Raw genomic sequence first — 26,691 nt, 5'->3', positions numbered from 1 at the left:
CGTCCAAAAAGGACCCCCTATCGGCGTCCAAAAGGGACCCCCTTCGTCGAGCAGCGTTACGGGTATGACGGGTGCACCGTTCGCGCTGGTTGCGGCGTAGGGCGGGCGTAGCCCGACCGGAGGCGCAACCAGCGCGAAGCGTTCTCTGCCGGTGGTCCTGGGCGTCAGCTTCGATGTTTGAAGCGCCAGCTGTCGTTGCCGGTTTCGACGATGTCGCAATGGTGGGTAATACGGTCGAGCAGTGCGGTGGTCATCTTGGGGTCGCCAAAGACGGTCGGCCACTCGCCAAAGGCGAGGTTCGTGGTGACGATGACGGAGGTCTGCTCGTAGAGCTTGCTGACGAGGTGGAAGAGCATTTGACCGCCCGAGCGTGCAAACGGCAGGTAGCCAAGCTCGTCGAGCACCACGAGGTCGAGGCGCGAGAGCTGGGCCGCCAGCGTGCCGGCCTTGCCAAGGCGCGTTTCCTCCTCGAGTCGGTTCACCAGGTCCACTGTGTTGAAGTAGCGTCCGCGGGCGCCGGCTCGTACCACATTGGCGGTGATGGCGGTGGCGAGATGCGTCTTGCCGGTACCCGTTCCACCGACCAGCACGACGTTGCGTCGGCCCGGAAGAAACGAGCCGCTGTACAGCGAGCGCACCAGTCCCTCGTTGATGGGAGTGTCGCCGAAGACGAAGGCGTCGAGGTCCTTCACCGCGGGCAACCTGGCGGCCGACATCCGGTAACGGACCGAGGCTGCATGGCGGTGCGTCGCCTCGGCACGCAGCAGGTCGGTCAGGACCTCCATGGTCGTGCGCTTGCGCTGGAGACCGGTAGTGACCGCCTCGTCGAAAGCGCCAGCCATGCCCTTCAGCCCCAACTCGGTCATGGCCGTCATCATCTCATGCCGCTGCATGGAGGCCTCGCAGGCTGTCATAGCGGTTGCAGTCGGCGCGGGGCGGATGGCGCAGCGCCAGATCTTCTGGCGTGACAATAGTCAGCGGTCGCGGCGGTTCGCGCCGGCGGGCCAGGATGTTGACGATGACGTCGTCGCTGGCGACGCCGGCCAGCAATGCTTCGCGCACGGCCGCTTCCACCGCCTCGAGTCCGTCGTCGAGCACCGCGGCCAGCACCCGCACGAACCGCCGGTCGGCATCGTCACCGACGCCAAGCTTGCGCCGCAGTCGTGCCAGCGCAGGCGGCAGCTCCCAGCCCTGGAACGGCGCGCCGTTCCGCAGGGCGCCCGGCTTGGTCGCCAACACCGGCAGATAATGCCACGGGTCGTAGATGGTCCGGTCCCGGCCGAAAAACCGGGGATGGTCGGCGACGACTTCCCCGTCGCAGCGCACGACGATGCGGTCGGCATAGGCGCGGACCTGAACGGCACGTCGCACCACCCTGGCAGAAACGGAGTAGCGGTTGCGGTCGAAGCTGATGAGGCATGTGCCGCTTACCGCATGCTCGCTCTCATGAAAGCCGTCGAAGGGTGCGACAACAGGCTGGAGCACGCTGCGCTCGGCAGCCCAGGCCTGAGCAACCGTCAGTTCCTTCTGCTCGGGATGCTGGTGCAACTCTGTCCAGCGCCGACACTCGGCCTCCAGCCAACCGTTCAGCTCCTCGAGGCTGGTAAATCGCAGGCGTGGCTGGAAGAAGCGGCCGCGTGCGGTTTGCACCTGGTTCTCGACCTGACCTTTCTCCCAGCCCGACGCCGGCGAGCAGGCGGTCGGCTCGACCATGTAATGGTTGGCCATGACCAGGAAGCGCCGGTTGAAGACACGCTCCTTGCCCGTGAACACGCTCGTGACCGCCGTCTTCATGTTGTCGTAGATGCCGCGCGTCGGCACACCTCCGAAGAAGGCAAACGCCCGCGCATGCGCGTCGAACAGCATCTCCTGTGTCTCGCGGGGATAGGCTCGCACATACATTGCCCGCGACGCGCATAGCCGGACATGCGCGACCTTTACCCGCATCGGCTTGCCCGAAATCTCCACGTCCTCGTGGCTCCAGTCGAACTGGTAAGCCTCGCCCGGCCGGAACAGCAGCGGGATGAACGCCGGCGCATTCATCACATCGCGACGTCGCGCCCGGCGCCAGCGGGCCGCATAACGCCGCACCGCGTCGTACGAGCCGTCGAACCCCTCGCGCAGCAGCAGGTCGTGGATGCGCGTGAGGCGCAGCTTCTCGCGCCGCGGCCGTGCCTCATCTTCCTCCAGCAACGCATCCAGTCGCGCCTGAAATGGCCCCAGCTTCGGCAGCGGCTGTACCTCCCGCCGATACCCCATGTCCGCTTCCGGCGCCCGGATCGCCTTGCGCACCACCTTGCGCGACAGGTGCAGGTCCCGCGCTATCGCCTTGATGGCCTTCCCCGACGCGTGCTCGCGCCGGATCCTCAACACCGTCTCCAATACCAGCATCCCGATCTCGCCGCCTGACACACCGCCAAGCGAACAGCCTAGACCAACGGGATGAGGGGTCCCTTTTCGACGCCGATCACCCCGCTACCGGGGTCCCTTTTCCACGCCGATCCACATCGCAACGCCGGTCGATTTCTCAACCAAGCCGATGATCGGCGGTCTCTACAACGATATGCGGCTTGGCGCGGGTAAGGTTCCCCCGCTGGTCGCGATCGGTGATACCGCAACAATTCAGAGCGACAAATACGGCGTATTGCGGGTCAGCCTCGCACAAGACGGGCGCGAAATGGTTTGCGCGACCATGACCACGATGGTCAATCAGCAGGTGTTCTCAAACACCGGGTTGGCACTTTTGGGGTCGATGCCCGCCAACATTGATGGCCGCACGAACAAGATCACCTTTGACCGCTGCGTCAACTCGAACTGGCGCTTGATGCAGTCGGCGGCAACGACGAACGCCACCCTTGTCTTTGCCGGAGCGTCGCGTTTGGCCCGGTTGCAGGGGCAATGCGCCACCGATGTTGTTTCATATGTCAAAATCTACGACCTCGCGACCGCTCCCACGCAATCGTCGGTGCCCGTCATGGTGTTCGAGGTAACGGGCGCGTTCTCGCTCGACCTTTGCAGCCTCGTGATGCTTAACGGCATCGGGGTACGCATCACGCGCAACATCGCGGATAACGACAACACGGCGGTCAACGCAGGAGATGTCCGCGCGCTGAATCTGACTTACGCGCGATGATGTACTCCCGTCCCGACTTCCGGGGAAACGCTATCAACGAACCGATGCGACATGTCGTAGGCGGCTCGCAATATCGCCGCTCCTACGCCTTCGAACGTGCCAATACCCACCAGTACAAGCTGGTGCTCGATGGCCAAATACAGCGGTTCGAGGTGCGGTCCGGTGATGTAGGCGACGCGACGAATCTGGTCAGCGGCAACGAACGCTCGGAGGTCGTTGTCGATGCGCCGCTCACACCGGGCAGACCGGAAAGCATCTTCGCATTCGAGGAAGAGGGTTGGCTCGCTTACTCATTCATGATCGAAACGCCGATCACGGCAGAATTCGCGATTGTCGGACAATGGCACGATTATCCTGAGCCGGAAGACGTGCATATGTCACCGCCACTATCATTCGTGGCTTACCCATCGAAGGTGCAGAACGGGCAAACTGTCATCCCCTTCGCAATGGCGACGATGTTTGATCCAAACTTGGCCTCACCAATCGCGAATCCAAATTACCGAACTCGATGGAGCGGTTCGCTCGTGATGGGGAAATGGACGAACATTGTCCTGAACTTTCGGGCGAGCATCAAAGATACTGGGTTCCTGCGACTTTGGCTCGATGGTGAGCTTGTATGCAACGCGGAAAATATTAGCTTCGGGTTCAACAACAGAACCGGTTTTGCATACTGGCAGTACGGCATTTACCGGAAGAAAGATGCGAACACGATGATCGCGCACTACGCGAACATGCGGGTCGGGCGCGAGAATATGGCGCATCTGATTGACCAGCCAAACCCGCTGCTAGGTAGGAGCGCATAAATAAATGCGATGGCATACTCTCCCGCATACTTCCCGAACACTCCTGCGACACCTGTTCGCCGAAGTGTAGTAGTCACCCCCAGTGATACAGCAAGAATCGACCCCACGAAGTCACTCATTATAGTGTCCGGTGGAACGGTTGTGATCCAGTGTAGCGAAGACACAGCCCCTCAGATTTTTCCAAACCTGCCACCCTATGCAGAACTGACCTTTGAAGTGGTGAAGGTTCTCGCGAGCGGGACAACGGCACAAGACATTCGAGGCTGCTACTGATGGGCTTCGTTCGTATCCCCTCTGCGCCTACCGTCCCGGTGATGCCTGCGAACAACCGCATCGCGGTGTTTGGGCCAAGTCATGCGGCACAGCACTTTACCGGCGTGAATGCCGCTGGCGATGTCCCGATGCTATTCTCCCAGACGACCGGTGCCGTCCACTGGGCCAACTTCCTGTCTGGTGGTCGCGCTGTTCTTGAGCCTGCCGACATGGTGGCGCGCAACGGCGAATGGACTGGGCCGATGACGTGGAACAGCATTGACTATCCCGGCCTCATGTCGCGCGTCGACAAGCTGCTGGCGACCGGTGTTGGGCATGTCGTGATGGTCGCGCCAAGCGCCAATGACCGCAACGCATGGACCGCTACGCAGTCGATCGCGAACCTCAATGCGATCATCGACCGGATCGTAGGCGCGGGCATGTTGCTGACCATCCTGCTAGACTATCCGCATGGCGCAGCCGCTTACACGAACATGCGCCTGTCCAACACGTCAGCCAGCCCGCAACTTGATCACTGGAACGCGGTCAACCGCTGGCTGCTGACGCTACACGGGCAGCGCGGTATCCGCGTTGTCGATACGCCTGCAATCCTTGCCGACTTTAACAGTGCCGAAGGTCAGGCGGCGGCGGGCGTCACTATCGACGGGCTGCACCTTTCCACGGCAGGGGCTTACGCCGTTGGTCGCGTTCTAGCGCGCGAATGGCGGCGACTTTATCCGCTTGGAGGCGCGCTGCCATTTGGTCAGGCTGAACGTGCGGGCGTCGCAGGTATTAATCCAGCACCCATGATTTCGAACAGCCCGTACTTCCCCGGGACGGGCGGCACGCTCGGAGCGGGCGCAACCGGCCAGCTTGCTAGCGGCTGGCAAACGCAGTTGGGTAGCGGCGTCAGCGCCGCCTATTCCAAAGTCTCGACAACAGCTTTCGCGGGCCGCAGCTACAGCGACGACGATGGTCCGCTGTCGAAAGATTGGCAGCAAATTACGCTTTCCGGCACCGCTTCCGGAACCGGCGATGTGATGATTTTGCGCCAAGCTGTGAACAGCACGATTGGCGATGTTCTACGGGCTTGCGCAGAGATTGAAGTCGATGCAGGTGCCGCCGGGCTGTCCGGCATTGGAATTTACATCTTCCACAGCGGGTCTGGACAGCAAATCCGCGCCTTTGGGACACCGCCAGCTAACTTGGCCGATGCGATGCCTTCGCAGGCCATGGCAGGCGTAATGCGAACGCCCCGTTGGACTGCCGACAGCAACCTCTTCTACCTTCAGCTATCTGCGAAACCTATCAATGGCGCGTCCGTATCGGCAACGATCCGCGTTCGCGGCTTCGCGGCAGGAAGGGGGCTTTAATGGCAAACCTCCGTACCATCCTCGCTTATGCGCAGCGTCGCCTAACGGAACGTTCAACCCGCGTGGCTCTCGTGACGCTAGCCGGTACGCTCGGCATGTCGATCGCAGCCGAACACTTGGAGGTCATCGCGGCACTCATGGGGCTGGCGCTGCTCGTCGTTGCGCCTGACGGTGACGCCAATGGCTGATCCAGCGATCCCTCAGGATATGCGTGACCTTCTGATCCGTTTGGATCAGCGCGTCACGGACGGCTTCGCAACGATCAATCAGCGGCTCGATGCGTTCGATCGTCGTGCGGAAACCCTCGACGCCCGTGTGACCGCTTTGGAAACCGCTGAGGTCAAGCGAGCGGGCGAGCTGGCTGGCGCGCAACGCCTCGGCAGCTATCTCAAGATCGCCGTTACGGCATTGGTCGCAGTTGTAGGATACCTCGGCTATCAGATCGAATTGGCTCCACGTTCCGATAGGGTTGTGTCAAAGACCGTTATCCAGACCCCTTCGCGATCCTAAATCTATTTAATTTCGCTTTGCGCTACTGGCCTGTAGTAGCGGCGACACATTCCGCTCTCGGGGTTCACGTTCATTTGAGCAACCTCTTTCGTCGTCTTATTTCTATAGGCCTCATCAGCAACGCAGTCGCAGTAACTCTCAATTACTCCATCAGTCACGTCGTAATCATCGAACATACCAATCTCGCGTTGGGCCTGCATACCAGCCACGCAAGTCTTTATCGTAGCGTTCCAAGCAATAGCACGATCGGGTTCGCGACTTAATTGCTGCCTTACAGAACGATCTACGACATAGGGAGCTTCAAATTTAGGGAGCGGCGGTCCTTCGTCCGCAGCGGAACATCCTATTAGGGTCAGGCAGAGCGCGGCTACCATGCATCGGTGGTTCACTGTTACATACTTCCTGCTCGGGTAGGAAACACCGGTCCGCGCACTGTCATTTTTGCCGCATCGTATGGTCGCTGCAATGCGGCCACCTCGTCATACGACCCCCGCAGCCACACTTCCGCATCCTTGGGTTCTAGGATCGTTATCATGGCCTTGGGGTGGATTGGCTTCACAAGGTCGTTCGCGTCGCACGTAACCATCGTGAAGCTGTTACCTTCGGCGGTTTGCTGCCAGAACCCGGCGACAGCGAACACCGGTTGGTCCGTAACCTGAAACCACATCTCTCCCTTCAGCGGCTTGCGTCCGTCGTTCAAGTTTATTGGCTCAGGCGTCCATTCGCAAAACTCGGTCAGGGGGATCAGGCATCGGTTCGCCGGATTGCTAGCCAGCTTGCGCCATTGCGGCAGGTGTAACTGCCGGACGTTCGTCATCGGCCATTTCGCTTGGCCACCCAGAACGTCCCATGCCATCACGTCCCAAGCGCGCTCACCGTCCTGTTCGCGGATCACGTAGGCACGGCCTTTGGGGCGCAGTTCCTTCGGATCGAACCGATTATCGAGGGGACGCTCGCCGAATAGCTTCTTAGCCGATCCGAAGATCGTTTCCGGCTCGCCGTCGTATCGCGCTCGATTACACATGCGACCCTACTACTTCGAAGCGAATTCTATATGCGTTATCGTTGCAGTCACCTTACCGGTGGCCCACTCTGATGGGACGCTCTTAGCGCTATAAAACTTGTCTTTCTCATTTTGCCAGATATAGTTTGGCCGAAGCGGGGTGTTGTTGTCGCTAGAATAGCTATTCTCAATTACCCAGACAGGGTTGTACTCTTCCTCAGCGATTGCTTTGCCGAGAGCATCTTGAAAAACGACTTTGACCGTAACGCGGTCGAGCGTGCGATCTCCAGAATTCTTAAGCTTGAAGTCTACTCCAGGTATCCGACCATCCAAAATACTATCGTAATATTTCGCCTTCAAATCATACACTCGCAGGTTGTCGCGGATGTATGCCCCCTCCTCGGGGCTGGGACCACTAGCGGTTGAGCCAGACATGTCGCTCGCACCAGTCTCAGCGCTGGCAGACGTGGCATCGCCAGCGACGGCGCTGTTACCTGCACCTTTGAAATTATCGACGTACAGCGTCCATCCGATGACCGCTACGGCAAGTAAAGCTGAGACAGAAGAGATCGTTCTGCTGGCGCTATCGGGGGCATTGGTCGCAGGCTCGCTGGCCTCTTTGCGGGCCTGAACGGCAGCGTAAATCAGCAGGCCCGCACCAGCGGCAAGGACCAACCAGCCCCATTGTAACTGAATTGTTCCGACTGCCGCTTTAGCAATGCCAGCGAATGGGTTGTCCTTCAGTTGATCCATGCTGTTCCGCATTTGGGATAAACGGTATTGGAGTACGGCGAAATGATAGACGAGCAGCACGGATGCCGCGACGCCGGGCCAGAAGGTGTCACGCTCACGACCGTTCAGCGCAACCGCTCCGCCAACGACGGCCAATGCTAGTAGAGCAAGCGCCGTCAGGCTCGTCCCGTCGTTGAACAAGTTGACGTTGCCAAGAATGGGTACCGTTACGATCGGGCAGAAAAGGCCAACGATCAGTAGCGCTGCCCCTGCCAGCGCAAAATTCCTCGTGGTTGTCATCAAAGCCCCCAGTTCGGATCAAAACGGACCCGTTCCGTGAAGGATTGCGTACTTTCCCGGTGCGATCAACCTTGCAGCTCAGCAAGTTACTAAGCCATGAAGCAGAGAACGCAGCGGAAGGTGAGTGGGGGACGATGAAGCGAGCAATAGTCGCAGTGGGGCTGATCGCATCTGCATCGGCCGCTCTATCAGCACGCGATTTCGGAACGGTCGGGGGCTTCGATATCGTGGCGCGGGAGAGTGACGCAGAAACTGCAAATACCGGCGCGTGTATAATGTCAGAAGAGTACGAGGGCGCAGGAGATACCGAACTAAGCGTAGTTCGAAGCCTGAAGAATCCCGTGCTGGTAGTGGTAATAGTAACCAACTACAATTGGTCGATAAAGGATAGCGAGGATTACGAGCTATCATACCACATGGGCGACTATTACTACGATCGAAGCGCGTCTGGGTATCAAGACGGCATTAGGAAAGGCTTCTCGGCCGCATTTCCAGCAGAAGATTTTCTGCCAAACTTTGCAAAAAGTACCAATTTTCGCATCAAAAAGGGGGATACGACTGTTGATAGCCTTTCGCTCGACGGTTCGAGTGCAGCCGTTCAAGCTTTCAACCGTTGCTGGGCCTACGTTAAAAATGACGAAGCAGCTAAACAGCGCGAGCGCGACCGCTTTTCGCATATCCCAAAAGACCCATTCAAATGAATAATGCTGTAGTGCCTGCCAATGACCAGGCCAGCGAACAAAGCAATATTGGAGGGCTGGTATAGATGACGACTACTGGTGAGTATCTTGCGGTCGTTGGCGCATGTGCTGGCATCGCGATCATCATCGCGATGATACCCACAGAAAAATGGCCGGACCTAACATTCCCTTGGTTTCGGAACAAAGCGAAGCAGGTATCCGATCGTCGCAACGTTCGACCGTCTTCCACACCGATTTTCAAGCGCGATAATTTAAAAACCTACTCCGTGGCCGACGAGCTAGCAAAGTGGAAAAAGCTTCGCGACGAGGGCGTGGTGACCGATGAAGAGTATGATGAGGCCCGGCAATCGTTGCTCAACCGCCCGTTATAATGGGCCGAGGCGTGTTACATGATGGAGTAAAAACCTACGGATGCGCGCATAGCTGCCGCTTACCAGACCGTTCCATCGACGGTTGGCGGAACAGTTCAGCCAGTCCATCCGCGAGGTGGGGGACGTAAAGACCCGCCAACACCCCGTAGCCGCCCGCTGAGCGCCTTTGCGGGCTTTGGGCTATCCGGGGAAGCCATTGCGACTTCCGATGCCCTACGGCCCTAAAACCCGCTTCGCCTGCTCGTCATTCAACCCAAGCAAGTTTGAAAAGTACGGCCTGATCGGCATCGTCGAACATGACCATCAGCGCTGCCTTTCGGATCAGCTTTAGCGCCGACCGCGAAACAATATCCTCTTTGCCCAACAACCGCTGCGCAAGAGCGGCATTTTCCTGGCTTAGAGGCCGTCCCGTGTAGGGGTTAATCCAGCGTGCCCAAACACCCTCGCCGGTGCTGTAGAGGCTTCTCTGGGCTTCTATGACCCTATCGTGGGGTATGATGAAGGTCGTCGTCACCGACCACCCCACGTCAGCTTGAGTAAGGTTGCCTTGCGCCGATCCGTCACCCAGTCGGTAAAAACGGAAAATTCCCCGTCGGCGGCAACCATATCATGCGTGTACTTGATGCCGTTGGCATCCAGCCATGCTGCAAACTCAACCAAGAGTTCGCCGTCGTCGCTGGTCAGACAAGCGCGATAGCCCTCGTCGTCGTGAAAATCCACATACTCCCTCAACGCGACACCTTCATCTTTCCGCGAGCAGCATCGTCTCGGATTGCCTTGAGATCGGTCATGTGCGCCTTGCCACCGGGGCGAGCGTTCAGCAGCGCGCCCAACTCGGCGTACATCTCGTCTGGCGTGTAACCGCTCGCCACCAGCCATTTCGCCAGTCGATATAGATTCTGGTTCATGCCGCCTGCGGGGATGGCAGCAAACTCTTCGGCAACACGCGCCAGCGCATCACGCTTCAAAGCTTCGGCTGCCTGAGCGCGATACATTTGCAGCAGATCGGGTACGTCGCGGAAGATGGCTTCCGCTGCGACTTCCTTTGCCTTTCGTTCTTCGAGCCAGAGGTCGAGCATGTCCTCTTCGTCGTCGGTGATAGCGTCCGCGAATGCGTCGACCGACAGTATCGGCAACTCCCAGCGATCAATCCAGACGTTGCGGTCCCGCAGTGCGGTTCGCACCGGGCGGTACATAAAGTCGCTGACCTTGCACTTGCTGTAGTCCAGGCCGCTGACTGGTCGGTTACTCGGCACCTCCTCACCGGCCTTCTCCGGCACCCAGTATCCTACCCCGGCAAAGCGGTCCGCCAGTACCTGCCAAATCGCCCGATAGGTCGATGCATCGACCGGCTTATCCAACGGTACGACGATGCGGAAACGATGCCTTCCCTGCACCTTGCCGTTGTTGTAGCTGGAGTAAACGAGGTGCTTGACGTCACCAAGCAAGCGCGAAGCCTGTTCCGGCGAAATGTCGCCGTCGTCGATGTCCATCCAGGCCATCTGCGTATAGACAACGTTCGCCAGTCCCGCGACGCTTTCCTCTACGGCGTCTGGGTCCACGAGCGAGCCGACGATCAAACCGGCTTGCTCCTTTGGCAGCTTCCGATGCCGATCGCTTTCGAGAAGATCACGCAGCGCATTCCAGTCTGGCAGCGCGTGGCTCTCGATATCCCGCGTTGCTACCACGGCCTTGCTGGTTACAATGACCGGACCCAGCCCGACGAGCGTGCCACTGGCCATTCGGTGCATATCTAGTAATTCATTGCTCCGCTCAACCGCTGCCGCTTGCTTGGCTAGCGTCTTGGCTTTGCGCTCGGCCGATGTGGTAGCGATACGGAAACGGGGCTTTGCCCCCCGCAATTCCTCGATGCCAAGGTCAAGGTATTCAACGCGGGCGCCTGGCAGCAATTCGCCAAGAAACTCGGCGGTACGCCAATCCGGCACAAACGCGCTCACGGGTTCATGTTGGCCTTCCATGCGCAGCGAAGTACGCATGACCATCTGGTAGATCATTTCTCCGGCACGGCTGCGAAATAGATCCTCGTCGGAAAGCTGGTACGCATCGGTTAGGAAGCGTGCATGAGCGAGGTCGTCGTTGAAGCTGCCGAAGCTGACCGCTGCGTTGACGTTCCGGTAGGCGTTCAGGCCATGGGATACCGGCGGCAGTTTTCGACCAACCATGATCTGTTCGACCTTGCCGCTGTCGGCGTTGTTCGCGGTCCAGATATAATCGTCGGGCAGGCTGGGGGTTAGCTTCTGCACCATGTCGCGGAAGCCGTTGCGTCCGAGCCTGCGTTCGCGAAGGTCGCGCGTCCATGGCTTATTCGTCATGTAACGAACCGTCAGCCGCATTCCCGTGCGCTCGTCGTGCGCCATATCCTCGATATCGGGATGCGCAGAGAAGGTAACGCCCATCTGCGACCAAATCTGAACGAGGCGGCTTGCGCGGGCGTTGGCACCCATCAGCGTGACCGACTTCCAACCGGCGAAGATGCTGGGTTGTAGGATCGCATGGGCGTTGAGTTCGACATCGCCGCGCGCAGTCTGACCGGCGTTCAGCCATTCCGACTTCGTGACGTACACGCGGTAATGCGGGTTCAGCAGCAAGCGCCATAGATCAGCTAGGGCAGCCGCGAGTGTGTCCTTCCCGGCGTCGCGCATCATCGCTTCTACGTCCGCGACATGACCGGGCTTGACGACGAGTTCGTAGCTGTCGCCGATCCCCGACCGAATTGACAGATGACGAACGACCCATCGGCGGGTCAGCTTCAGCTTATATTCCAGGTGTTCGGTCGCGCTGGGGATTTCGTCAACAATCAGGTTCCAACCGCCGCGATCCGCGCCGTCAAGGTCCATGACGCCTTGATGCGTTACGAACAGCAGGTTGGGCGACTGCGCGAGCAGGCCGGGTCGCGACAACGCGGCACGAATGCTCTGACTGACGCCGCCATTGGTGTCGCTGGTGATGATCTGTGAGCGAGCATCCGGGTTCTTGCCCATGAGATCGGCATGGCTCTGGTTAACGAGACGTAGGCTCGGCTGTGCCATGACGAAGCGATCGGCTGTGTTCGCGATGATGTTGAGGGCAGCTTGCGTCTTGCCCTGACCGCATCCGCGGCTTACTAATTGAATTTCCATCTTTGTTACCTCGAAAACGAAAGCCCGCCGTGCGGGCTGGAATACGCACGACGGGCCAATGCTTTCGTTTCGAAGGAGGTTAGGTAGTCCTTTGAGATACGATGTTTGGCTTCGCCGCTATAGACAACGGCGGTTCCAGCCAAACATTGTCTACATCTTTATTTAGCGATATTGCTCGTCTGGCGTCATTATTCATCAGCGCAGACTGCTGTAACTGGGCTTCGCCATAGCTAGGTAACGGTTTCATTTATATATGGATTTGTTACCAAGGGCGATTTTCCGCTGATTTGTGCGGGTTCTAGCGCCTGACACATGACACCTTGGTTTCTGCGAGATGTCATGTCCGGGGGAGGCCAAGTGCGACCATTCCTCCCCCGGCACATCAGAGCCGTCCAGATACGCGCAGCGGCTCCGAACCCTAGTCGGCGATCATGCCTTGTCCTCCGCAATGGCGTCACGGATGCCATCCATCGCTACCTCCGTCGCCAATGCGATGATATCCACCTCCGGCGCACAAAGTTCTGGTCGAAAAAGCATGTAAGCTATGACCGAATATTTGATCCGCTCAGGTGCGTCTTGCGTAAACGGCCTTACCCTTCCCATCAGTCCGAGGGATTGCAGAAATAGCGTCTCCGCAAACTTACGATCGTCGAAAGTCGGACACTCAGCGCGCACCTCTTCGAGGCGTGCCTGTATGTGCTGTGTGACTTTGACATTCGCAGCGAACTTGGTCTGATCGTAATTGCTCATGCCTTGTCCTCCGATTCACAAGCGGGGACATTGAGAGCGGCAACGGCGCGCGTTACCTCAGCGTTGTTGGCCAGCCAGATCACGGGCATGTTCATGCCGTTCTTCACGCTGATCGACACACCGAAGGCAGGCGCGTTTTTGTACGCCCACTCGATAAGCTGATAGGGCAGTTTGCTGCCGCCGACGGGGCCATGGGTTAAAAACATCCCCATGGTTTCCACCACCACCAGGAACGGCACGTCCACCGGAACAACGACAGCCTTAGGGTTGAGTTTTAACCGCTTGATGTCGCTATGGCTGCCGAACATGTGTACTTTGCCATCCGGCAAAATGTGTGCGCTGGTCACGCCTCGCCCTCCCCATCAACGAGGTGCGGATAGGCGCACGCGGGTTCGCAAAGTTCGGCGAACTTTATGCTTTCGATATTCAATGGATTTCCCCGTCAACAACCCTCCGCTTGCGCGGATAACCAGCCATGGGCGTCACCGATTTTCTCGGTAGCCGGTTAAAAGTTGCTCAGGGAATCGAACCCCGACGAAGACCGCCGCAACCAGGTTGTCCGAAGACGAAGGACCACCTAGAGGAATGGATCGGCGGTGTCAACGGCGATTTTTCGAAAAGTCGAAGAACTGTCGCCGTCACCGATCGCCCGCGGGAGCGCAGGCGGTTCCTCGCGCGCGGGATTCTTTTATAGGGAAATGGCGAACCGCCATTTCACGCCGGTTTTCCGCCGAAAGCGGCTGCACAATGTTTCAGCGATTGAGGGAATCTCTACGGAAAGGCCCCGTCCAACTATGCGGACAGGGCCAAGGTCTACGATAAGGTTGAGCAGCCCGTTGGTTATATCCCGCAGGACACCACTATTTACGCGGCCCTTTCTTCGCGACGAAGCCATGCTTCTCCGACCATGCGCGATAGGTCGTTTTCGACTTCGGGCTGATCTTGCGCTCTGGGTCTGAGAACCAGATTTCGATGCTGTAATCGGGGTAGGTGCGCTTTACCGCCAGCATCTTCCTACGATCCGCCGCGTCGAACAGGCCTTTCGCCTCCACGATGCGCTTGCCCGCCGTGTCGATAAAATCGGGAAGGTAGGTGCATTCGAGGACATACGGCAGCTTAACGGCTTCGTATGCGAACTCCGGTCCCAGATCGCGGGCGCAGCGCTCCTCGAAGCCGTTCCGATAGCCGCTCATGCTTCGTTGGTTGACGTGCTGCCGCCACCCACAAGTTTGGGAAGCGGGGTCTTCGGCGGCACCTGACCGGCTGGCCATCTGACCGCGACTGCACGGGACTTCTCAATCCAGGTTTCGTTGACGCTATCTGACTGATTGCCGCCCAGCACTCGATACCGCGTTGCATCCTGTCCGACGAGAAAACCCACATGGCCGCCACCGGGGCGCTTGAAGACGACGACCGCACCGATAGTCGGCGAACACGCTTGTCCCCACTTTTCCCAAGCGGACGCCCTCACGGCGATCGGTGCGGTAGGTAGCCCAGCAGTCTTGATGCAGTGCGCGACGAATAATCCGCACCACGGCACACTATCTGCGCCGTACACCATGCCAAGAAGTTTTGTACCAAGTCCCGACGCCCAGCCCATGATAGTTGGGTTGTTGGCGCTGCCGGGATACTCTTTAAGGCCGATATAGGATCGGGCCACTTTCATCCATGTATTCATACATGAATTTATCAAAGCTGCGGAATGTCAGAGTTAAGTGCGCGGTTATCTCCAAGTATTTCCGAATAAATAATGTTGGGAAAAGAAAAAGGAGAAACCCAATGGCAGCACGCAAATCACAACTAAGGCACATGTTCCGCAGCGAGTACGACGCTCTCAAGAATGCAATCCACCGGTGCCACAACGACCGCAACGTCTCGTTCCAAAACTACGGTGCTAGGGGTATAGCGGTTTGTGATGCTTGGAGGTCGGAACAAGGCTTCGCGCTGTTCCTAGATTGTATTGGCCCGCGCCCTAGCCCTGAACATAGTTTGGATCGCAGGAACAACGACGGCCACTATGAACCCGGCAACGTTTGGTGGGCACCCGACAGAGCAACGCAACAGCGGAACCGCCGCAAGCCGACAAAAGCTTGCACCGACTTCGGCTGGGGTATTGGCATGACCAAAGCGACAGGAGAAGGTCGTGGAAAAGGCCGACGCTACAGCCCGCTAATCCCGTACAATGGCCGAACCGAAACACTCAGAGATTGGGCAGTAGAACTGGGAATTAGTGCGCCGACTATCCGCCAGCGATTGCAGCGCGGCTTGTCGCCGGAACAAGCCCTAAACCCTTCTACGTCCCGCCGTGGTATGACCCGCAACGCCGGTCCCGCGATCATTCCGTTGGCGGCTATCAAGAAGCCGGTCGAAAGCGCCATCGTGATCCTCGACAAAGCAATGCAGGACCTGAGCGGCAGACTTCCCAATGCTTGATGGAATTGATCCTTGGGAAGCGGTCCAGATGATACGCGAGGATATGGTCGCGCTGCTACGGCGCGACCCCCATTGTCAGTTGGCGCAGCTTCTCGGCCAACGGCTGATGGACCTGTACGAGCAAATCCTAACCACCTGAACGACAACCGCGAGGGGTTGCACGAATCGGAACAATAGGGGAACATAGGCCTATGGAACGCCTTGACCCTCTGACCCTCGCGGCGGTTCTCGCCAGTACGTCGACCAGCCGCCTTGCGGGGCTTCTCGCCGCCGATCCGGTCCATAAAACCCGATCAGCGGAACTGCTCGCTCAGGACATCGCGCGTCGGCTCAACGACGTACCACCCGATAGGAACCAACTGACCTTGCCTTTGTGACGTGGGCCATCTGGGAAATCTGAAATGGGACGACCTCACCCATTTCACATCACGTGATGCAAACCTTTACGCGGCCTGCCAGCACTGCCAACGCAGGACGACGTTTGATGCCAAGAGGCTTGAACGGTACTTTCGAATGAAGCGGTGGCAGACCGGCCTACAGTACGTTTATGCCCACCTCTACTGCATCCGTTGCCAACGACGCCCCAGCCGGATCGGACCGTGCCGTAAGCACCACAACGCGCCCCGGTTCTTACCTGACACGGAACAGGAATGGAAACGCCTGCATCGACGTTTAAGGGGCTAAGTCATTGATTAATATAGGTGCGCAACCCTGCACTAGTGCAGCAGCGCGTACATGACGTATAGGAAGCCCGGCCGCGCGCGCGAGGTCCACGGGTCGGTCGACTGCGCCTCCGCGACGATCGCGGAGAGTTGCGCCTTGACCCGGTCGAGATCGGCGGTGGATTCGAGTTTCAGCAGTTCCAGCTTGGCCGCGTCGCGGGCCCTGGGGTCGGGGATCAGCTTGTCGAGCAGCGCCGCGATCGGCGCGATCAGGGAATCGATCATAGGGCCTCCGAAAGGTCAAAGTTCACTAAGTTCACACTCGTGGCGTATCGACGCGCAGGGCGAGCCAGCCGTAGAGAAAGGCTTCGTTAGCGGGGCGCGTTTCGGCCAAGCGGAGATAGCGTTCGCCCTGCAAGGCGTTGATTGCCTTGACCAAAACCGCCTCTGCCGCCGGGCCGCGGGTGGCGAGGAGGGTGTCGAGCGCGGCGAGCGTCTGCGCGCCGATGTTGCCATCGACCGCGATATCGCCCCAGTCGCGCTGCTGGCGGTTGAGCGCGTTCAGGATGCGCTGGAGAAAGGTCGCGGCGACCGACGGTCCCATGTTGACGCCGGTGTCGAACAGTTCGGCGGCGAGTAGCGGCGCACGGGTCGCTACCGCCGCGAAGTTCGGCGCCTGCCAGTAGCGGCGGCGGTAGATGCGTGCGGCGAGGGCGCGGGGCAGGTCGCGCATCGCGCCGGTGTAACCTTCCGCGCGGGCGACGGCTTGGGTGATGCCGTAGCGGGTCGCGCCGCCACGGTCGGCGGGGTGGTCGACATAGCCGCCTTCGCGGTCGATCACGTCTTCGATCAGGGTGGTTGCGTCCATTTCGTCCTCCTGTTGGAGGTGGAACGTAACCAGAACGGTTTGTTGTAGGAAAGCGGCCATCGCGGCGCGCGGGGCCGGGATGGCCGCGCCGGCGCGGGCGGGGGTCCAGGATCAGGTGTGGTGAGGGCAGTGGTTGGGGCTCTGGACCCCCGCCTGCGCGGGGGTACGGCCGGCCGCTATCTTACCCGTTTGGTTCGAGCAGCTTCGAGCTTGTCGAGTAGCGGTAGTCGAGAACGTGATGCCTGGGGCGGGGCCTTCTCGACTTCGGTTCTCGACAGGCTCGAACCTGCGCTCGAAGCGAACGGAAGGGGAAGGGGGAAGGGGAAGGGGAGGGGGAGGGGGGAGGGGGGAAGGGAGCGGAGTGTGTGGTTTCGAAGGTTGCGGTGGAGCGGGATGACCTTCGTTGGACCCGTTCGTCGTGACGAGCCGCTGAGCCTGTCGAAGCGGCGTATCGAAGGACCGGGACAGGTGCTTCGATACGGGCCTTCGCCGCGGTACGGTTTAGGGGGGCTCACCCTGTCCGTTTGGTTCGAGCAGCTTCGAGCTTGTCGAGAAGCGGTAGTCGAGAACGGGGTGCCTGGGGCGGGGCCTTCTCGACTTCGGTTCTCGACAGGCTCGAACCTGCGCTCGAAGCAAACGGGAGGGGAAGGGGCGACCTTCCGGCCGCCCCCGCCCGTATTACTTGACGTCGAGCATTACCACCGACTTGGCCGGCAGCGTCACCGACAGCGTGCCGTTGGCGATCTGCGCGCCGGTGAAGGTCGCCGGTACGACCGCGTTCGGGTTGTCGAAGTTATTGTGCGCGGTCATCGTCGGGGCGGTTAGGACGCGGCCGGTGATGGTCGTGCCCGCCACGCCGGTCAGCGCGACGTTGATCGGGGCCGGGCGGTTCGGGTCGGCGTTGGACAGCGCGATGTGCACCGCACCGTCCTTGCCGCGCACGGCCGAGGCCGACACCGCCGGGATCGCCCATTTGTCGCGCGAATAGTATGGGCTGTCGATCGTGATCGGCAGGACGGTGCCGTCCATGAACGGCTTGTACATTTCGAACACGTGATAGGTCGGCGTCAGGACCATCTTCGGCCCGTCGGTCAGGATCATCGCCTGCAGCACGTTCACCATCTGCGCGATGGCGGTCATCTTCACCCGGTCGGCATGCTTGGCGAAGATGTTCAGGTTGATCGCGGCGACCAGCGCGTCGCGCAGCGTGTTCTGCTGGCGCAGGAAGCCCGGCGTCGTGCCCGGGTCCTGCCCGTACCACGTGCCCCATTCGTCGACGGCCAGCCACACGCGCTTCTGCGGATCATATTTGTCCATGATCGCGCTGTGCTTGGCGATCAGTTCCTCCATCTTCCAGGTGAGGCCGAGCGTTTCGGCCCATTCGGATTCGGTGAACTGGGTCGGCGACGCCTTGGGTGCCCAGCCGCCGGGGACGGTGTAGTAATGGAGCGAGACGGCATCGATGTGCCGCATCGCTTCGCGCATCATCACCTCGGTCCAGTTATAGTCGTCGGAATTGGCACCCGACGCGATCTTCAGCACGCGGCTGCCCTCGGGCGACTTGATGAAGGTCGCGAAGCGCTTCGTTTCGTCGGCGCCATATTCGGGGCGCATGTTGCCGCCACAGCCCCATAGTTCGTTGCCAATGCCGAAATAGGGGACCTTCCACGGTTCCTTGCGGCCGTTGCGGGCGCGTTCGTCGGCCAGCGTGCCGGCGCGCTGGGTCATATATTCGACCCATTCGGCCATTTCGCGGGCGGACCCGTTGCCGACATTGCCCGAGATATAGGCTTCGGCACCGACCTGTTCGGTCAGGTCCATGAATTCATGGGTGCCGACCGCATTATCCTCGGTAACGCCGCCCCAGTTGGTGTTGATCTTGACCGGGCGCTTGGCCTTCGGCCCGATCCCTTCGCGCCAGTGATATTCGTCGGCGAAGCAGCCGCCGGGCCAGCGGATGACCGGCACGCCGAGCCGCTTCAGCGCCGCGACGACGTCGTTGCGGAAGCCGCGGGTATTGGGGATTCGACGGTCGTTGCCGACCCACAGGCCGCCATAGATGCCGTTGCCCAGATGCTCGGCGAACTGGGTGAAGATACGCCGGTCATAGGTGGGACCGGCCTGATCGCCGCGAATGGTGATTCGCGCCGGCTCGCCCGGCTGCGGCGTCGGCGCCGTCTGGGCCGTGGCGGTCGCCGCGATCAGCAAGGATGCGGTGCCCAGCGCAAAGGCGCGTGCGCGCTGGCGCAGTTTGAGGCGCGTGGTGGTCCGGCCGGTCATGGGATCAATCCCCCCTATGTCGTTTTTGTCTGACTAATGCGTAGCGAACCCGTCCGGCGCGATCAAGAGCGGATCGGGATGCTTTGCAGCCGGGGGCGGGGCGGGTAAGAGGGGCGATCCCTCTCCCTTATCGACAGGTTTTGCTCTTTTGACGTCCTCCCCCCAGTCGTGCGGCCTCGTCGCGATCCTCGGTGCCCCGAATGCGGGCAAATCGACCCTGGTCAATGCACTGGTCGGACAGAAGGTCGCGATCACCAGTCCCAAGGCGCAGACGACGCGCACCCGGTTGATGGGCATCGCGATCGAGGGCGATACCCAGCTGCTGCTGGTCGATACGCCGGGTATCTTCGAGCCGAAGCGGCGGCTGGACCGGGCGATGGTGTCGGCGGCGTGGGAAGGCACGGCGGGCGCCGATGCGATCGCGGTGGTGGTCGACGGCAAGGGCGGGATCGGCCCCAAGGTCCGCGCGATCGTCGAACCGCTGGCCGACCGGAAAGAGCCGAAGCTGCTGATCCTCAACAAGGTCGACATTGCCGACAAGCCGCGCCTGCTGGACCATGCCGCGCGGCTGCACGAAATGGCGGCGTTCGAGGAAACGTTCTTCGTCAGCGCCACGACCGGCGACGGGCTGGCGGAAATGAAGGCGGCGCTGGCGAAGCGGATGCCGGAAGGGCCGTGGCATTTCCCCGAGGATCAGGTGAGCGACGCCACCGACCGGATGCTGGCGGCGGAAGTGACGCGCGAGCAACTGTACCACCAGCTGCACGAGGAACTGCCCTATGCGAGCGCGGTCGACACCGAACGCTATCTGGAGCGTGAGGACGGGTCGGTCGAAATCCACCAGCAGATTTACGTGGCGCGTGATACGCAGCGCGCGATCGTGCTGGGCAAGGGCGGGCAGCGGATCAAGGAAATCGGCGCGACGGCGCGCAAGGAATTGCAGGAATTGCTGGGGGTGCGCGTGCACCTGTACCTGCATGTGAAGGTCAAGCCGAACTGGGAAGAGGACCGGATGCTGTACCGGGATATCGGACTGGACTGGGTGGAGTAGTTTCGCAGGCTCCAGGCGTACCCCCGCGCAGGCGGGGGTCCAGGGCAGCGAACGCTGCCGTTTCGCCCTTGGCTCTGGACCCCCGCCTGCGCGGGGGTACGGTTTGGCACTCAGAACAATTTCCGCACCGACAGGCGGACGATCCGGCCGTAAGGGTCGAGGAACGACGGCTGGAAGCGATAGGGCACCGCGTCGTTCCGGTCGCGGACATCGACGCGGTCGTTGAGCAGGTTCTGCACCTCGAACTGCAATACCATCCGCTTCGCCCATGGCGCGCGGGGGGCGAGCTTGTCGGCCTGGACTTGCGAATAGAGGCCGAGGAAGGTCAGCCCCGAAAAGCGCAGGTCGGACGCCGGCAGCGTGCTGCGGATGCGGGTCGCGGGGCGTTGGTTGCCATAGACGCCCATGCGGAAGGCGCCGACCGATCCGCCGATATTGCCCATCAGCTCATAGCGCGGGCGGCCGCTGTTGCCGTCCAGCGTCTCGCCGTCGAGCAGGTCGAGTTCGCCCTGTCCCTGTCGGAGCGTCAGCCGGTCGGACAGGCGGGCGGTCGCCGTCAGGAACGCCCAGAGCTGTGGCCGGTCGGGCGGCGGCGGCGCGTCCTTGGCCGGAGGCGGCGGGGTGGGGCCGATGGGGCCGAAGAACGAGATTTCGGCCTTAACCTTGCGCTCGACCTCGCCGAACAGGTTCACCGGGCGGATGTCGGCGCGCAGCAGCCGGCCGCTATCGTCGCGGACGAAGCGGTCGGGGAACGCCGCCTGCAACGCCGCCGTCGCGCTGACCAGATTGGCGACCTGATCGGTGATGCGCGTGTCGACATAGCTGACGCCGAGGTTGAGCTGTTTGTTCTTGATCGGACGCCAGCCGATGCCGAACGTGCGGATCTGCCGTTCCTCCGGCCGCAAATCGGTATTGCCGCCGCCGGTCACCGCGATCGGCGCGCTGGCCCCGGTCACGAAGTCGAAGAACGGCGTGTTGGGCACGGTGACGATCGGCTGGGTCAGGGTCGCGATGGCCGGCGGGGTGCGCGCGGTGTTGATCGACGCGGTGATCTGCACCGGACGCTTCGGCGCCCAGTTGAGCGCGAAATTGCTGCTGGCGAGGCTGCCATAGTCCGACACGCCGGTCAGGCCGAGCATGACATTGGCCGACAGCGAGCCGATCGCCGACAGCACGCCGCGATCGGTCGAAGTGAGCGGCAGGTCAAGGCTGGCGCTGCCGCCCTGCACGGTACGGGTCAGGGTGCTGGCGGCGCCTGCATCGTCGGCCAATCGTCCGCTACTGTCCGAGCGGGCGTAATCGGCGTTGAGCGTCAGCTGCGCGGGGCCGGCGGGCAGTTGCAGGACCGGGCCGTTGGCGGTCGCCTTGGCCATAAGCGTGCCGGTGACGGTGCGGCTGCGCGTGACGATCATCGGCCGGGCGGTGAGGGCGGGGGAGAGGTCGAACGGATCGGCGCCACCATCGACCGCCGCCTGCAACGCATCGGCTGCGATGCCGCGATCGACGGCGGCACGGGCGCGGACCCGGTCGTATCCGCCGGTGACGGTCCACAGCCAGCGCCCGACCCCGCCCTGCACGGTCGAGGCGGCATGCAGCGTCAGATTGTCGTTGCGCTGGGTCAGCACCGGCCCTTCGTCCAGATAGCGGTCGAGCAGCACCGGGCGGTCGAAGGGCAGCGGCGATCCGGCGGGCAGGGCGAGCGTCGCTCCCTGCAACCCGGCCAGCGCGCGGCCGCGATCCGCCTCCATCGTCAGGTTGAGCGAGGCGAGCATCGTCTTGCCGATCGGCACGACATGGGTGCCGTCGACCTTCAGCGCGTCGCGGCTGCGCAGCGAAAGGAAGGGGGCGAGGTCGGTCGCGCGGCGGCTGCCGGACGCGTAGGCGGCGAGCGTGCCGCGCTGTACCGGGTCGAACGGTACTGCGGCGGCGGTTATCGGCCGTCCGGCGAGCGAATCGAGCGCGGGGTCGATGCTGCCGCCGTCCGGCGCACGAACGTTGCCGTTGCGGTCGAACGGGCTGTCGCTGTCGGGCAGATAGGGGCGCTGCGATGCGCGCAGCGGATTTTGCCGGTCGTACGTGATGGCGAGGACGGTGCGGCGGTCGCCGGCGATGCGGGTCGACCCCAGTTCCAGCCGTTCGGTGCCGCCGCCGCCATCGGTCGTCGTCCCCGCCCCCTGATCGAAGACCAGCGCGCGAAATTTCTGTTTCAGCACGAAATTGACGACACGGACCGTCGGCGCAAAGCCGAAGCGGGCGGCGTCCTGTTCCGACAGCACTTCGGTCCGCTCCAGCGCCTCGGGCGGGAGCGTCCAGATTTCGCGATAGCCCGAGATGCGGCGGCCGTTGAGCAGGAAGACGGGGTCGCCGCCGCTGGCCGAGCTGGTCAGCGGTTTGAGCAGCTGGGCCAGCTGTTCCATGCTGGTCGCGCCCAGCGCGCGGAGCGCCGCGGCGTCGAGCACCGCAACCGGCGCGATGTCGCCGATGGCGGAGCCGGGCGGGCGCTTGCCGGTGACGACGATTTCGTCGCGCGGCGAGTCGTCTTCCTCCTGCGCGGCGGCGGGCAGCGGCACCGCCAGCACGGCGGCACCGGCCAGACTTCGCCCGACTGCCATCCTCATCCGCCGCTCCACGTTCGTTGCGGCGACCGGGCTAGGGGCGGTTTCGGACCGAAGCGTGGCGAAAAGCGGCCAAGGCGCGGCGGACGCGCAAAAAGGGCCGGCCCCTCCCGAAGGAAGGACCGGCCCCGAGTCCGACACCCCGTTACGCCACCGGGGGTGCCGGAAACCGGTTAGCGGTTGCAGTAGCGCGGCGGGTCGGCCCGATCGATCGCCCGGCCGGCGACCGCACCGACGCCACCACCCAGGATGGTGCCGAGCAGGCGGTTGCCACGACCGGCAACGGTGTTGCCGAGCAGGCCGCCGGCGATCGCGCCGATCACCGTGCCGCCGTCGCCATTCTCGCAGCGCGCGCCGCGACGGTTGTACTGGCGGTCGCGATAATAGCCGCGGTCGCCGCGATATTCACGATAGCCGCGACCGTCGCGATAATCCCGCTCGTAGCGGTCCCCGCGCCAGCTCTGCGCCGAAGCGGCGGTCGGAGCGGCGGCGGTAGCGACCGTGGCAAGCGCGGCAGCGGCAAGCGTCAGCTTCTTGAACATGGGTCTTCTCCCTCAAAACTCGGTGACGGTGGTTGATCCCGTGTCGGGAAGTCCGTCTGTGATTTGGGGTATGCGCCGATTCGCTTGAGCCGATACTGAATGCGCCTGTTAGCTGCCGTTCATTATTCAGGCGGAACGGATGGCGAGATTTCGTCACTCCCGCGAAGGCGGGAGTCCATACACGCTGTCGTTAGCGACCCTGCCGCGCCGTCGGCGTTTAAGGATTCCCGCCTTCGCGGGAATGACGAACGTGGGGCGCCGAAACGACCCGCATCCTATGCGGGTTTTGCTTTAGTTCCCTCGCGCAAAACCCTATATACTCGCTATGGCAACGAACCCCAATCAGAACGACTACGGCGCAGATTCGATCAAGGTGCTCAAGGGGCTGGACGCGGTCCGCAAGCGCCCCGGCATGTATATCGGCGATACCGACGACGGCTCCGGCCTGCACCACATGGTGTTCGAGGTCAGCGACAATGCGATCGACGAGGCGCTGGCCGGGCACTGCGACCGCATCCTCATCACGCTGAACGCCGATGGCTCCGTCTCGGTCGAGGATAATGGCCGCGGGATTCCGACCGGCATCCACAGCGAAGAGGGCGTGTCGGCCGCCGAGGTCATCATGACCCAGCTGCACGCCGGCGGCAAGTTCGAGAACACCAACGACGACAATGCGTACAAGGTGTCGGGCGGCCTGCACGGCGTCGGCGTGTCGGTGGTGAATGCCCTTTCCGACTTTCTCGACCTGACGATCTGGCGCGACGGGCAGGAGCATTATATGCGCTTCCGCCGGGGCGATGCCGAAGCGCCGCTGAAGGTCGTCGGCCCATCGGAAAAGCGCGGCACCCGCGTGACGTTCCTGCCCTCGGCCGAGACGTTCAAGATCACCGAGTTCGATTTCGACAAGCTGGAACACCGCTTCCGCGAGCTGGCGTTCCTCAATTCGGGCGTGCGGCTGGTGCTGGTCGATGCCCGGCACGAGGAGCCGCGCGAGGTCGAGCTCTATTACGAAGGCGGGATCGCCGCGTTCGTGAAATATCTCGACCGGACCAAGAACCCGCTGATGCCCGAGCCGATCGCCATCAACGGCTTCCGCGACGATGTCGGCATCGACGTCGCGCTGGAATGGAACGACAGCTATTACGAGAACGTCCTCGCCTTCACCAACAACATTCCCCAGCGCGACGGCGGGACGCACATGGCGGCGTTCCGCGCCGCGCTGACGCGTACGCTCAACAATTACGCCGACAAGTCGGGGATGCTGAAGAAGGAGAAGGTCTCCCTCACCGGCGACGACATGCGCGAAGGGTTGACCGCGATCGTGTCGGTCAAGCTGCCCGATCCGAAATTCTCGTCGCAGACCAAGGACAAGCTGGTGTCGTCGGAGGTCCGTCAGCCGCTGGAAGCGCTGATGGCCGACAAGCTGGCAGATTATCTGGAGGAAAATCCGGGCAATGCGAAGGCGATCATCCAGAAGGTGATCGACGCCGCCGCCGCGCGCGAGGCCGCGAAGAAGGCGCGCGAGCTGACCCGCCGCAAGGGCGCGATGGACATCGCGTCGCTGCCCGGCAAGCTGGCCGATTGCCAGGAACGCGATCCCGCCAAGTCCGAACTGTTCTTCGTCGAGGGTGACTCGGCCGGTGGTTCGGCCAAGCAGGGGCGCGACCGCCATTTTCAGGCGATCCTGCCGCTGCGCGGAAAAATTCTGAACGTCGAGCGTGCGCGGTTCGACCGGATGCTCGCCAGCCGCGAGATCGGGACGATCATCACCGCGCTGGGCACCGGCATCCGCGACGATTTCAACATCGCCAAGCTGCGCTACCACAAGATCGTCATCATGACCGACGCCGACGTCGACGGCGCGCATATCCGTACGCTGCTGCTGACCTTCTTCTATCGCCAGATGCCCGAGATCATCGAGGCGGGGCACCTCTATATCGCCCAGCCGCCGCTGTATAAGGCGACGAAGGGCCGGTCGGAAGTGTACCTCAAGGACGACAACGCGCTCGACGAATATCTGGTCGAGGCCGGGGTCAGCGCGCATGTGCTGGAAAGCCCGGCCGGTGCGCGCAGCGGCGACGACCTGAAGGCGCTGCTGGGCCATGCGCGGCGGATGCGGACGCTGATGCGCTATGTCCCGCGCCGCTACGACATGGGCATCGTCGAGGTGCTGGCGCTGGCCGGCGTGCTGGATCCGGCGATCGGGCAGGCGGATCGCGATACGCGGTTGCAGGACGCGGTGTCGCGCATCGGCCGCACCGATGGCGAGGCGCAATGGACCGCGCGGGTGACCGAGGATGGCGGGCTGCAGTTCCAGCGCCGCTGGCGTGGCGTCACCGACACCCACAATATCGAACCGGCGTTCCTGCTGTCGGCCGAGGGGCGCAAGCTCCATGCGTTGGCGGCGGAGGAAGCGGCGAGCTATGCCGGCGTGTCGAAGCTGGTCAGTGCGCGCAGTGCCGGCGAAGCGGCTGCCGAAGGTGAGGAAGAGGCGCCTGCCGTTGCCGCGAAGGGCGAGACGCTGGTCGCGCGGCCGAGCCAGTTGCTCGACGCGATCCTGGCGGCCGGGCGCAAGGGCCTGTCGATCCAGCGTTACAAGGGGCTGGGCGAGATGAACGCCGAACAGCTGTGGGAAACCACGCTCGATCCGGCCAACCGGTCGATGCTGCGCGTCGCGATCGACCAGGCGGACGTGGCGGACGAGATCTTTACGCGGTTGATGGGCGATGTCGTCGAGCCGCGGCGGGATTTCATTCAGGAGAATGCGCTGAACGTGGCGAATCTGGACGTTTGACAGGCGGGGTTATGCCCGTTCTCCTTGAGCGTATCCCCGCGCAGGCGGGGATCCAGAGCCAAGGACGTTGCGCTTCGTAACCCTGGATCCCCGCCTGCGCGGGGATACGGTCTTTTGGTGGACGGGCGTTATCCACAGGGAAGCCGTACCCCGGCGGAGGCCGGGGTCCAGCTTCGGTGCGGTAGCGATGGAGTCGCGGACGTATCCCAACTGGACCCCGGCCTTCGCCGGCGTACGGCGGGGGTGAGGGTTGCTATCCTGGCCCCCAATCCGCTCGGTTCGAGCAGCTTCGAGCTTGTCGAGAAGCGTCCGTCGAGAACCCTGTGTTCGGGGCAACCCCTTCTCGACTTCGGTTCTCGACAGGCTCGAACCTGCGCT

Annotated in this window: 28 protein-coding genes and 1 pseudogene; 12 read left to right on the top strand and 17 right to left on the bottom strand. The window is 61.8% G+C overall.

What is annotated here, in order from left to right:
* Positions 1-164: 164 nt before the first annotated feature.
* Together istB and istA are read right to left on the bottom strand one after the other, a co-directional pair.
* Entirely contained in the window at positions 165-893 is a 729-nt protein-coding gene (istB, locus tag PPZ50_RS01035; RefSeq protein WP_066691143.1) for an IS21-like element helper ATPase IstB, read from the bottom strand.
* Entirely contained in the window at positions 880-2,391 is a 1,512-nt protein-coding gene (gene istA, locus PPZ50_RS01030; protein ID WP_272815363.1) for an IS21 family transposase, read from the bottom strand. Before istA ends, istB begins: the two co-directional genes overlap by 14 nt.
* Positions 2,392-2,539: 148 nt before the next feature.
* Here istA and PPZ50_RS01025 point away from each other — a divergent pair, with 148 nt between their 5' ends.
* The 6 genes from PPZ50_RS01025 to PPZ50_RS01005 all read left to right on the top strand — a co-directional run bounded on the left by PPZ50_RS01025 (position 2,540) and on the right by PPZ50_RS01005 (position 6,071).
* Positions 2,540-3,133 (top strand): hypothetical protein, encoded by a 594-nt coding sequence (locus tag PPZ50_RS01025; RefSeq protein ID WP_272815662.1) that lies wholly within the window; start codon positions 2,540-2,542, stop codon positions 3,131-3,133.
* Positions 3,130-3,936 carry a heparin lyase I family protein gene (locus PPZ50_RS01020; protein ID WP_272815661.1) on the top strand — a complete coding sequence of 269 codons (807 nt, stop codon included), beginning with the start codon at positions 3,130-3,132 and terminating at the stop codon, positions 3,934-3,936. Before PPZ50_RS01025 ends, PPZ50_RS01020 begins: the two co-directional genes overlap by 4 nt.
* A 9-nt stretch (positions 3,937-3,945) precedes the next feature.
* On the top strand, positions 3,946-4,209 hold the full coding sequence (locus PPZ50_RS18910; protein WP_420794421.1) for a spike base protein, RCAP_Rcc01079 family: 264 nt from the start codon (positions 3,946-3,948) through the stop codon (positions 4,207-4,209).
* A 41-nt stretch (positions 4,210-4,250) separates the two neighbouring features.
* Positions 4,251-5,561 carry an SGNH/GDSL hydrolase family protein gene (locus PPZ50_RS01015; RefSeq protein ID WP_272815660.1) on the top strand — a complete coding sequence of 437 codons (1,311 nt, stop codon included), beginning with the start codon at positions 4,251-4,253 and terminating at the stop codon, positions 5,559-5,561.
* Between the two features lie 62 nt (positions 5,562-5,623).
* The gene (locus tag PPZ50_RS01010; protein WP_272815659.1) at positions 5,624-5,749 is read left to right on the top strand and encodes a hypothetical protein; all 126 of its coding nucleotides are present in this window, start codon (positions 5,624-5,626) and stop codon (positions 5,747-5,749) included.
* A gap of 19 nt (positions 5,750-5,768) precedes the next feature.
* On the top strand, positions 5,769-6,071 hold the full coding sequence (locus tag PPZ50_RS01005; protein ID WP_272815658.1) for a hypothetical protein: 303 nt from the start codon (positions 5,769-5,771) through the stop codon (positions 6,069-6,071).
* A 2-nt stretch (positions 6,072-6,073) separates the two neighbouring features.
* Here PPZ50_RS01005 and PPZ50_RS01000 read toward each other — a convergent pair whose 3' ends face one another.
* From PPZ50_RS01000 to PPZ50_RS00990, 3 genes are read right to left on the bottom strand one after another with little or no spacing between them, the layout of a single operon-like run.
* Complete coding sequence (locus PPZ50_RS01000) at positions 6,074-6,445, bottom strand: hypothetical protein (RefSeq protein WP_272815657.1); 372 nt, start codon at positions 6,443-6,445, stop codon at positions 6,074-6,076.
* 17 nt (positions 6,446-6,462) lie between these two features.
* Complete coding sequence (locus PPZ50_RS00995; RefSeq protein WP_272815656.1) at positions 6,463-7,095, bottom strand: SOS response-associated peptidase family protein; 633 nt, start codon at positions 7,093-7,095, stop codon at positions 6,463-6,465.
* Between the two features lie 9 nt (positions 7,096-7,104).
* Entirely contained in the window at positions 7,105-8,106 is a 1,002-nt protein-coding gene (locus tag PPZ50_RS00990) for a hypothetical protein (RefSeq protein ID WP_272815655.1), read from the bottom strand.
* 71 nt (positions 8,107-8,177) lie between these two features.
* Here PPZ50_RS00990 and PPZ50_RS00985 point away from each other — a divergent pair, with 71 nt between their 5' ends.
* Together PPZ50_RS00985 and PPZ50_RS00980 are read left to right on the top strand one after the other, a co-directional pair.
* The gene (locus PPZ50_RS00985; protein ID WP_272815654.1) at positions 8,178-8,807 is read left to right on the top strand and encodes a hypothetical protein; all 630 of its coding nucleotides are present in this window, start codon (positions 8,178-8,180) and stop codon (positions 8,805-8,807) included.
* A 65-nt stretch (positions 8,808-8,872) separates the two neighbouring features.
* The gene (locus PPZ50_RS00980) at positions 8,873-9,178 is read left to right on the top strand and encodes an SHOCT domain-containing protein (RefSeq protein ID WP_272815653.1); all 306 of its coding nucleotides are present in this window, start codon (positions 8,873-8,875) and stop codon (positions 9,176-9,178) included.
* Positions 9,179-9,422: 244 nt separating this feature from the next.
* Here the strand turns inward: PPZ50_RS00980 and PPZ50_RS00975 are convergent, their stop codons facing one another.
* The 7 genes from PPZ50_RS00975 to PPZ50_RS00945 form a co-directional block, all read right to left on the bottom strand.
* Positions 9,423-9,692, bottom strand: a complete 270-nt coding sequence (locus PPZ50_RS00975; protein ID WP_272815652.1) for a hypothetical protein — start codon at positions 9,690-9,692, stop codon at positions 9,423-9,425.
* Complete coding sequence (locus PPZ50_RS00970) at positions 9,689-9,898, bottom strand: hypothetical protein (protein ID WP_272815651.1); 210 nt, start codon at positions 9,896-9,898, stop codon at positions 9,689-9,691. Before PPZ50_RS00970 ends, PPZ50_RS00975 begins: the two co-directional genes overlap by 4 nt.
* 8 nt (positions 9,899-9,906) lie before the next feature.
* Positions 9,907-12,318 carry a hypothetical protein gene (locus PPZ50_RS00965; RefSeq protein WP_272815650.1) on the bottom strand — a complete coding sequence of 804 codons (2,412 nt, stop codon included), beginning with the start codon at positions 12,316-12,318 and terminating at the stop codon, positions 9,907-9,909.
* 429 nt (positions 12,319-12,747) lie between these two features.
* Positions 12,748-13,068, bottom strand: coding sequence for a hypothetical protein (locus tag PPZ50_RS00960; protein WP_272815649.1), 321 nt, complete (start codon positions 13,066-13,068; stop codon positions 12,748-12,750).
* On the bottom strand, positions 13,065-13,415 hold the full coding sequence (locus PPZ50_RS00955) for a hypothetical protein (protein ID WP_272815648.1): 351 nt from the start codon (positions 13,413-13,415) through the stop codon (positions 13,065-13,067). The genes PPZ50_RS00960 and PPZ50_RS00955 overlap by 4 nt, the downstream gene beginning before the upstream one ends.
* 513 nt (positions 13,416-13,928) lie before the next feature.
* On the bottom strand, positions 13,929-14,261 hold the full coding sequence (locus PPZ50_RS00950; RefSeq protein WP_272815647.1) for a hypothetical protein: 333 nt from the start codon (positions 14,259-14,261) through the stop codon (positions 13,929-13,931).
* Positions 14,258-14,746, bottom strand: a complete 489-nt coding sequence (locus PPZ50_RS00945) for a TIGR02594 family protein (protein WP_272815646.1) — start codon at positions 14,744-14,746, stop codon at positions 14,258-14,260. The genes PPZ50_RS00950 and PPZ50_RS00945 overlap by 4 nt, the downstream gene beginning before the upstream one ends.
* A 101-nt stretch (positions 14,747-14,847) precedes the next feature.
* On the opposite strand from PPZ50_RS00945, the gene PPZ50_RS00940 reads away from it, so the two are divergent.
* Together PPZ50_RS00940 and PPZ50_RS18905 are read left to right on the top strand one after the other, a co-directional pair.
* The gene (locus tag PPZ50_RS00940; RefSeq protein ID WP_272815645.1) at positions 14,848-15,501 is read left to right on the top strand and encodes a hypothetical protein; all 654 of its coding nucleotides are present in this window, start codon (positions 14,848-14,850) and stop codon (positions 15,499-15,501) included.
* 191 nt (positions 15,502-15,692) lie between these two features.
* Positions 15,693-15,878 carry a DUF6771 family protein gene (locus PPZ50_RS18905; protein WP_363696163.1) on the top strand — a complete coding sequence of 62 codons (186 nt, stop codon included), beginning with the start codon at positions 15,693-15,695 and terminating at the stop codon, positions 15,876-15,878.
* A 345-nt stretch (positions 15,879-16,223) separates the two neighbouring features.
* Here the strand turns inward: PPZ50_RS18905 and PPZ50_RS00935 are convergent.
* The 3 genes and pseudogenes from PPZ50_RS00935 to PPZ50_RS00925 all read right to left on the bottom strand — a co-directional run.
* Positions 16,224-16,448: pseudogene (locus tag PPZ50_RS00935) on the bottom strand (3TM-type holin); the annotation flags it as partial.
* Between the two features lie 31 nt (positions 16,449-16,479).
* On the bottom strand, positions 16,480-17,031 hold the full coding sequence (locus PPZ50_RS00930; protein WP_066691946.1) for a glycoside hydrolase family 108 protein: 552 nt from the start codon (positions 17,029-17,031) through the stop codon (positions 16,480-16,482).
* Positions 17,032-17,709: 678 nt separating this feature from the next.
* On the bottom strand, positions 17,710-19,311 hold the full coding sequence (locus PPZ50_RS00925; protein WP_084401679.1) for an alpha-N-arabinofuranosidase: 1,602 nt from the start codon (positions 19,309-19,311) through the stop codon (positions 17,710-17,712).
* 148 nt (positions 19,312-19,459) lie between these two features.
* On the opposite strand from PPZ50_RS00925, the gene era reads away from it, so the two are divergent.
* On the top strand, positions 19,460-20,362 hold the full coding sequence (gene era, locus PPZ50_RS00920) for a GTPase Era (RefSeq protein ID WP_066691943.1): 903 nt from the start codon (positions 19,460-19,462) through the stop codon (positions 20,360-20,362).
* 110 nt (positions 20,363-20,472) lie between these two features.
* Here the strand turns inward: era and PPZ50_RS00915 are convergent, their stop codons facing one another.
* Both PPZ50_RS00915 and PPZ50_RS00910 read right to left on the bottom strand, forming a co-directional pair.
* Complete coding sequence (locus PPZ50_RS00915) at positions 20,473-22,974, bottom strand: hypothetical protein (protein WP_066691940.1); 2,502 nt, start codon at positions 22,972-22,974, stop codon at positions 20,473-20,475.
* A gap of 176 nt (positions 22,975-23,150) precedes the next feature.
* On the bottom strand, positions 23,151-23,519 hold the full coding sequence (locus PPZ50_RS00910) for a glycine zipper 2TM domain-containing protein (protein ID WP_066691929.1): 369 nt from the start codon (positions 23,517-23,519) through the stop codon (positions 23,151-23,153).
* 325 nt (positions 23,520-23,844) lie between these two features.
* Here PPZ50_RS00910 and gyrB point away from each other — a divergent pair, with 325 nt between their 5' ends.
* Positions 23,845-26,313, top strand: a complete 2,469-nt coding sequence (gyrB, locus tag PPZ50_RS00905) for a DNA topoisomerase (ATP-hydrolyzing) subunit B (RefSeq protein WP_066691926.1) — start codon at positions 23,845-23,847, stop codon at positions 26,311-26,313.
* The last annotated feature ends 378 nt before the right edge of the window (positions 26,314-26,691 follow it).

The organism is Sphingomonas hankookensis (assembly GCF_028551275.1).
Classification (GTDB): Bacteria; Pseudomonadota; Alphaproteobacteria; order Sphingomonadales; family Sphingomonadaceae; genus Sphingomonas; species Sphingomonas hankookensis_A.
This window is presented reverse-complemented; position numbering and strand designations above follow the sequence as displayed.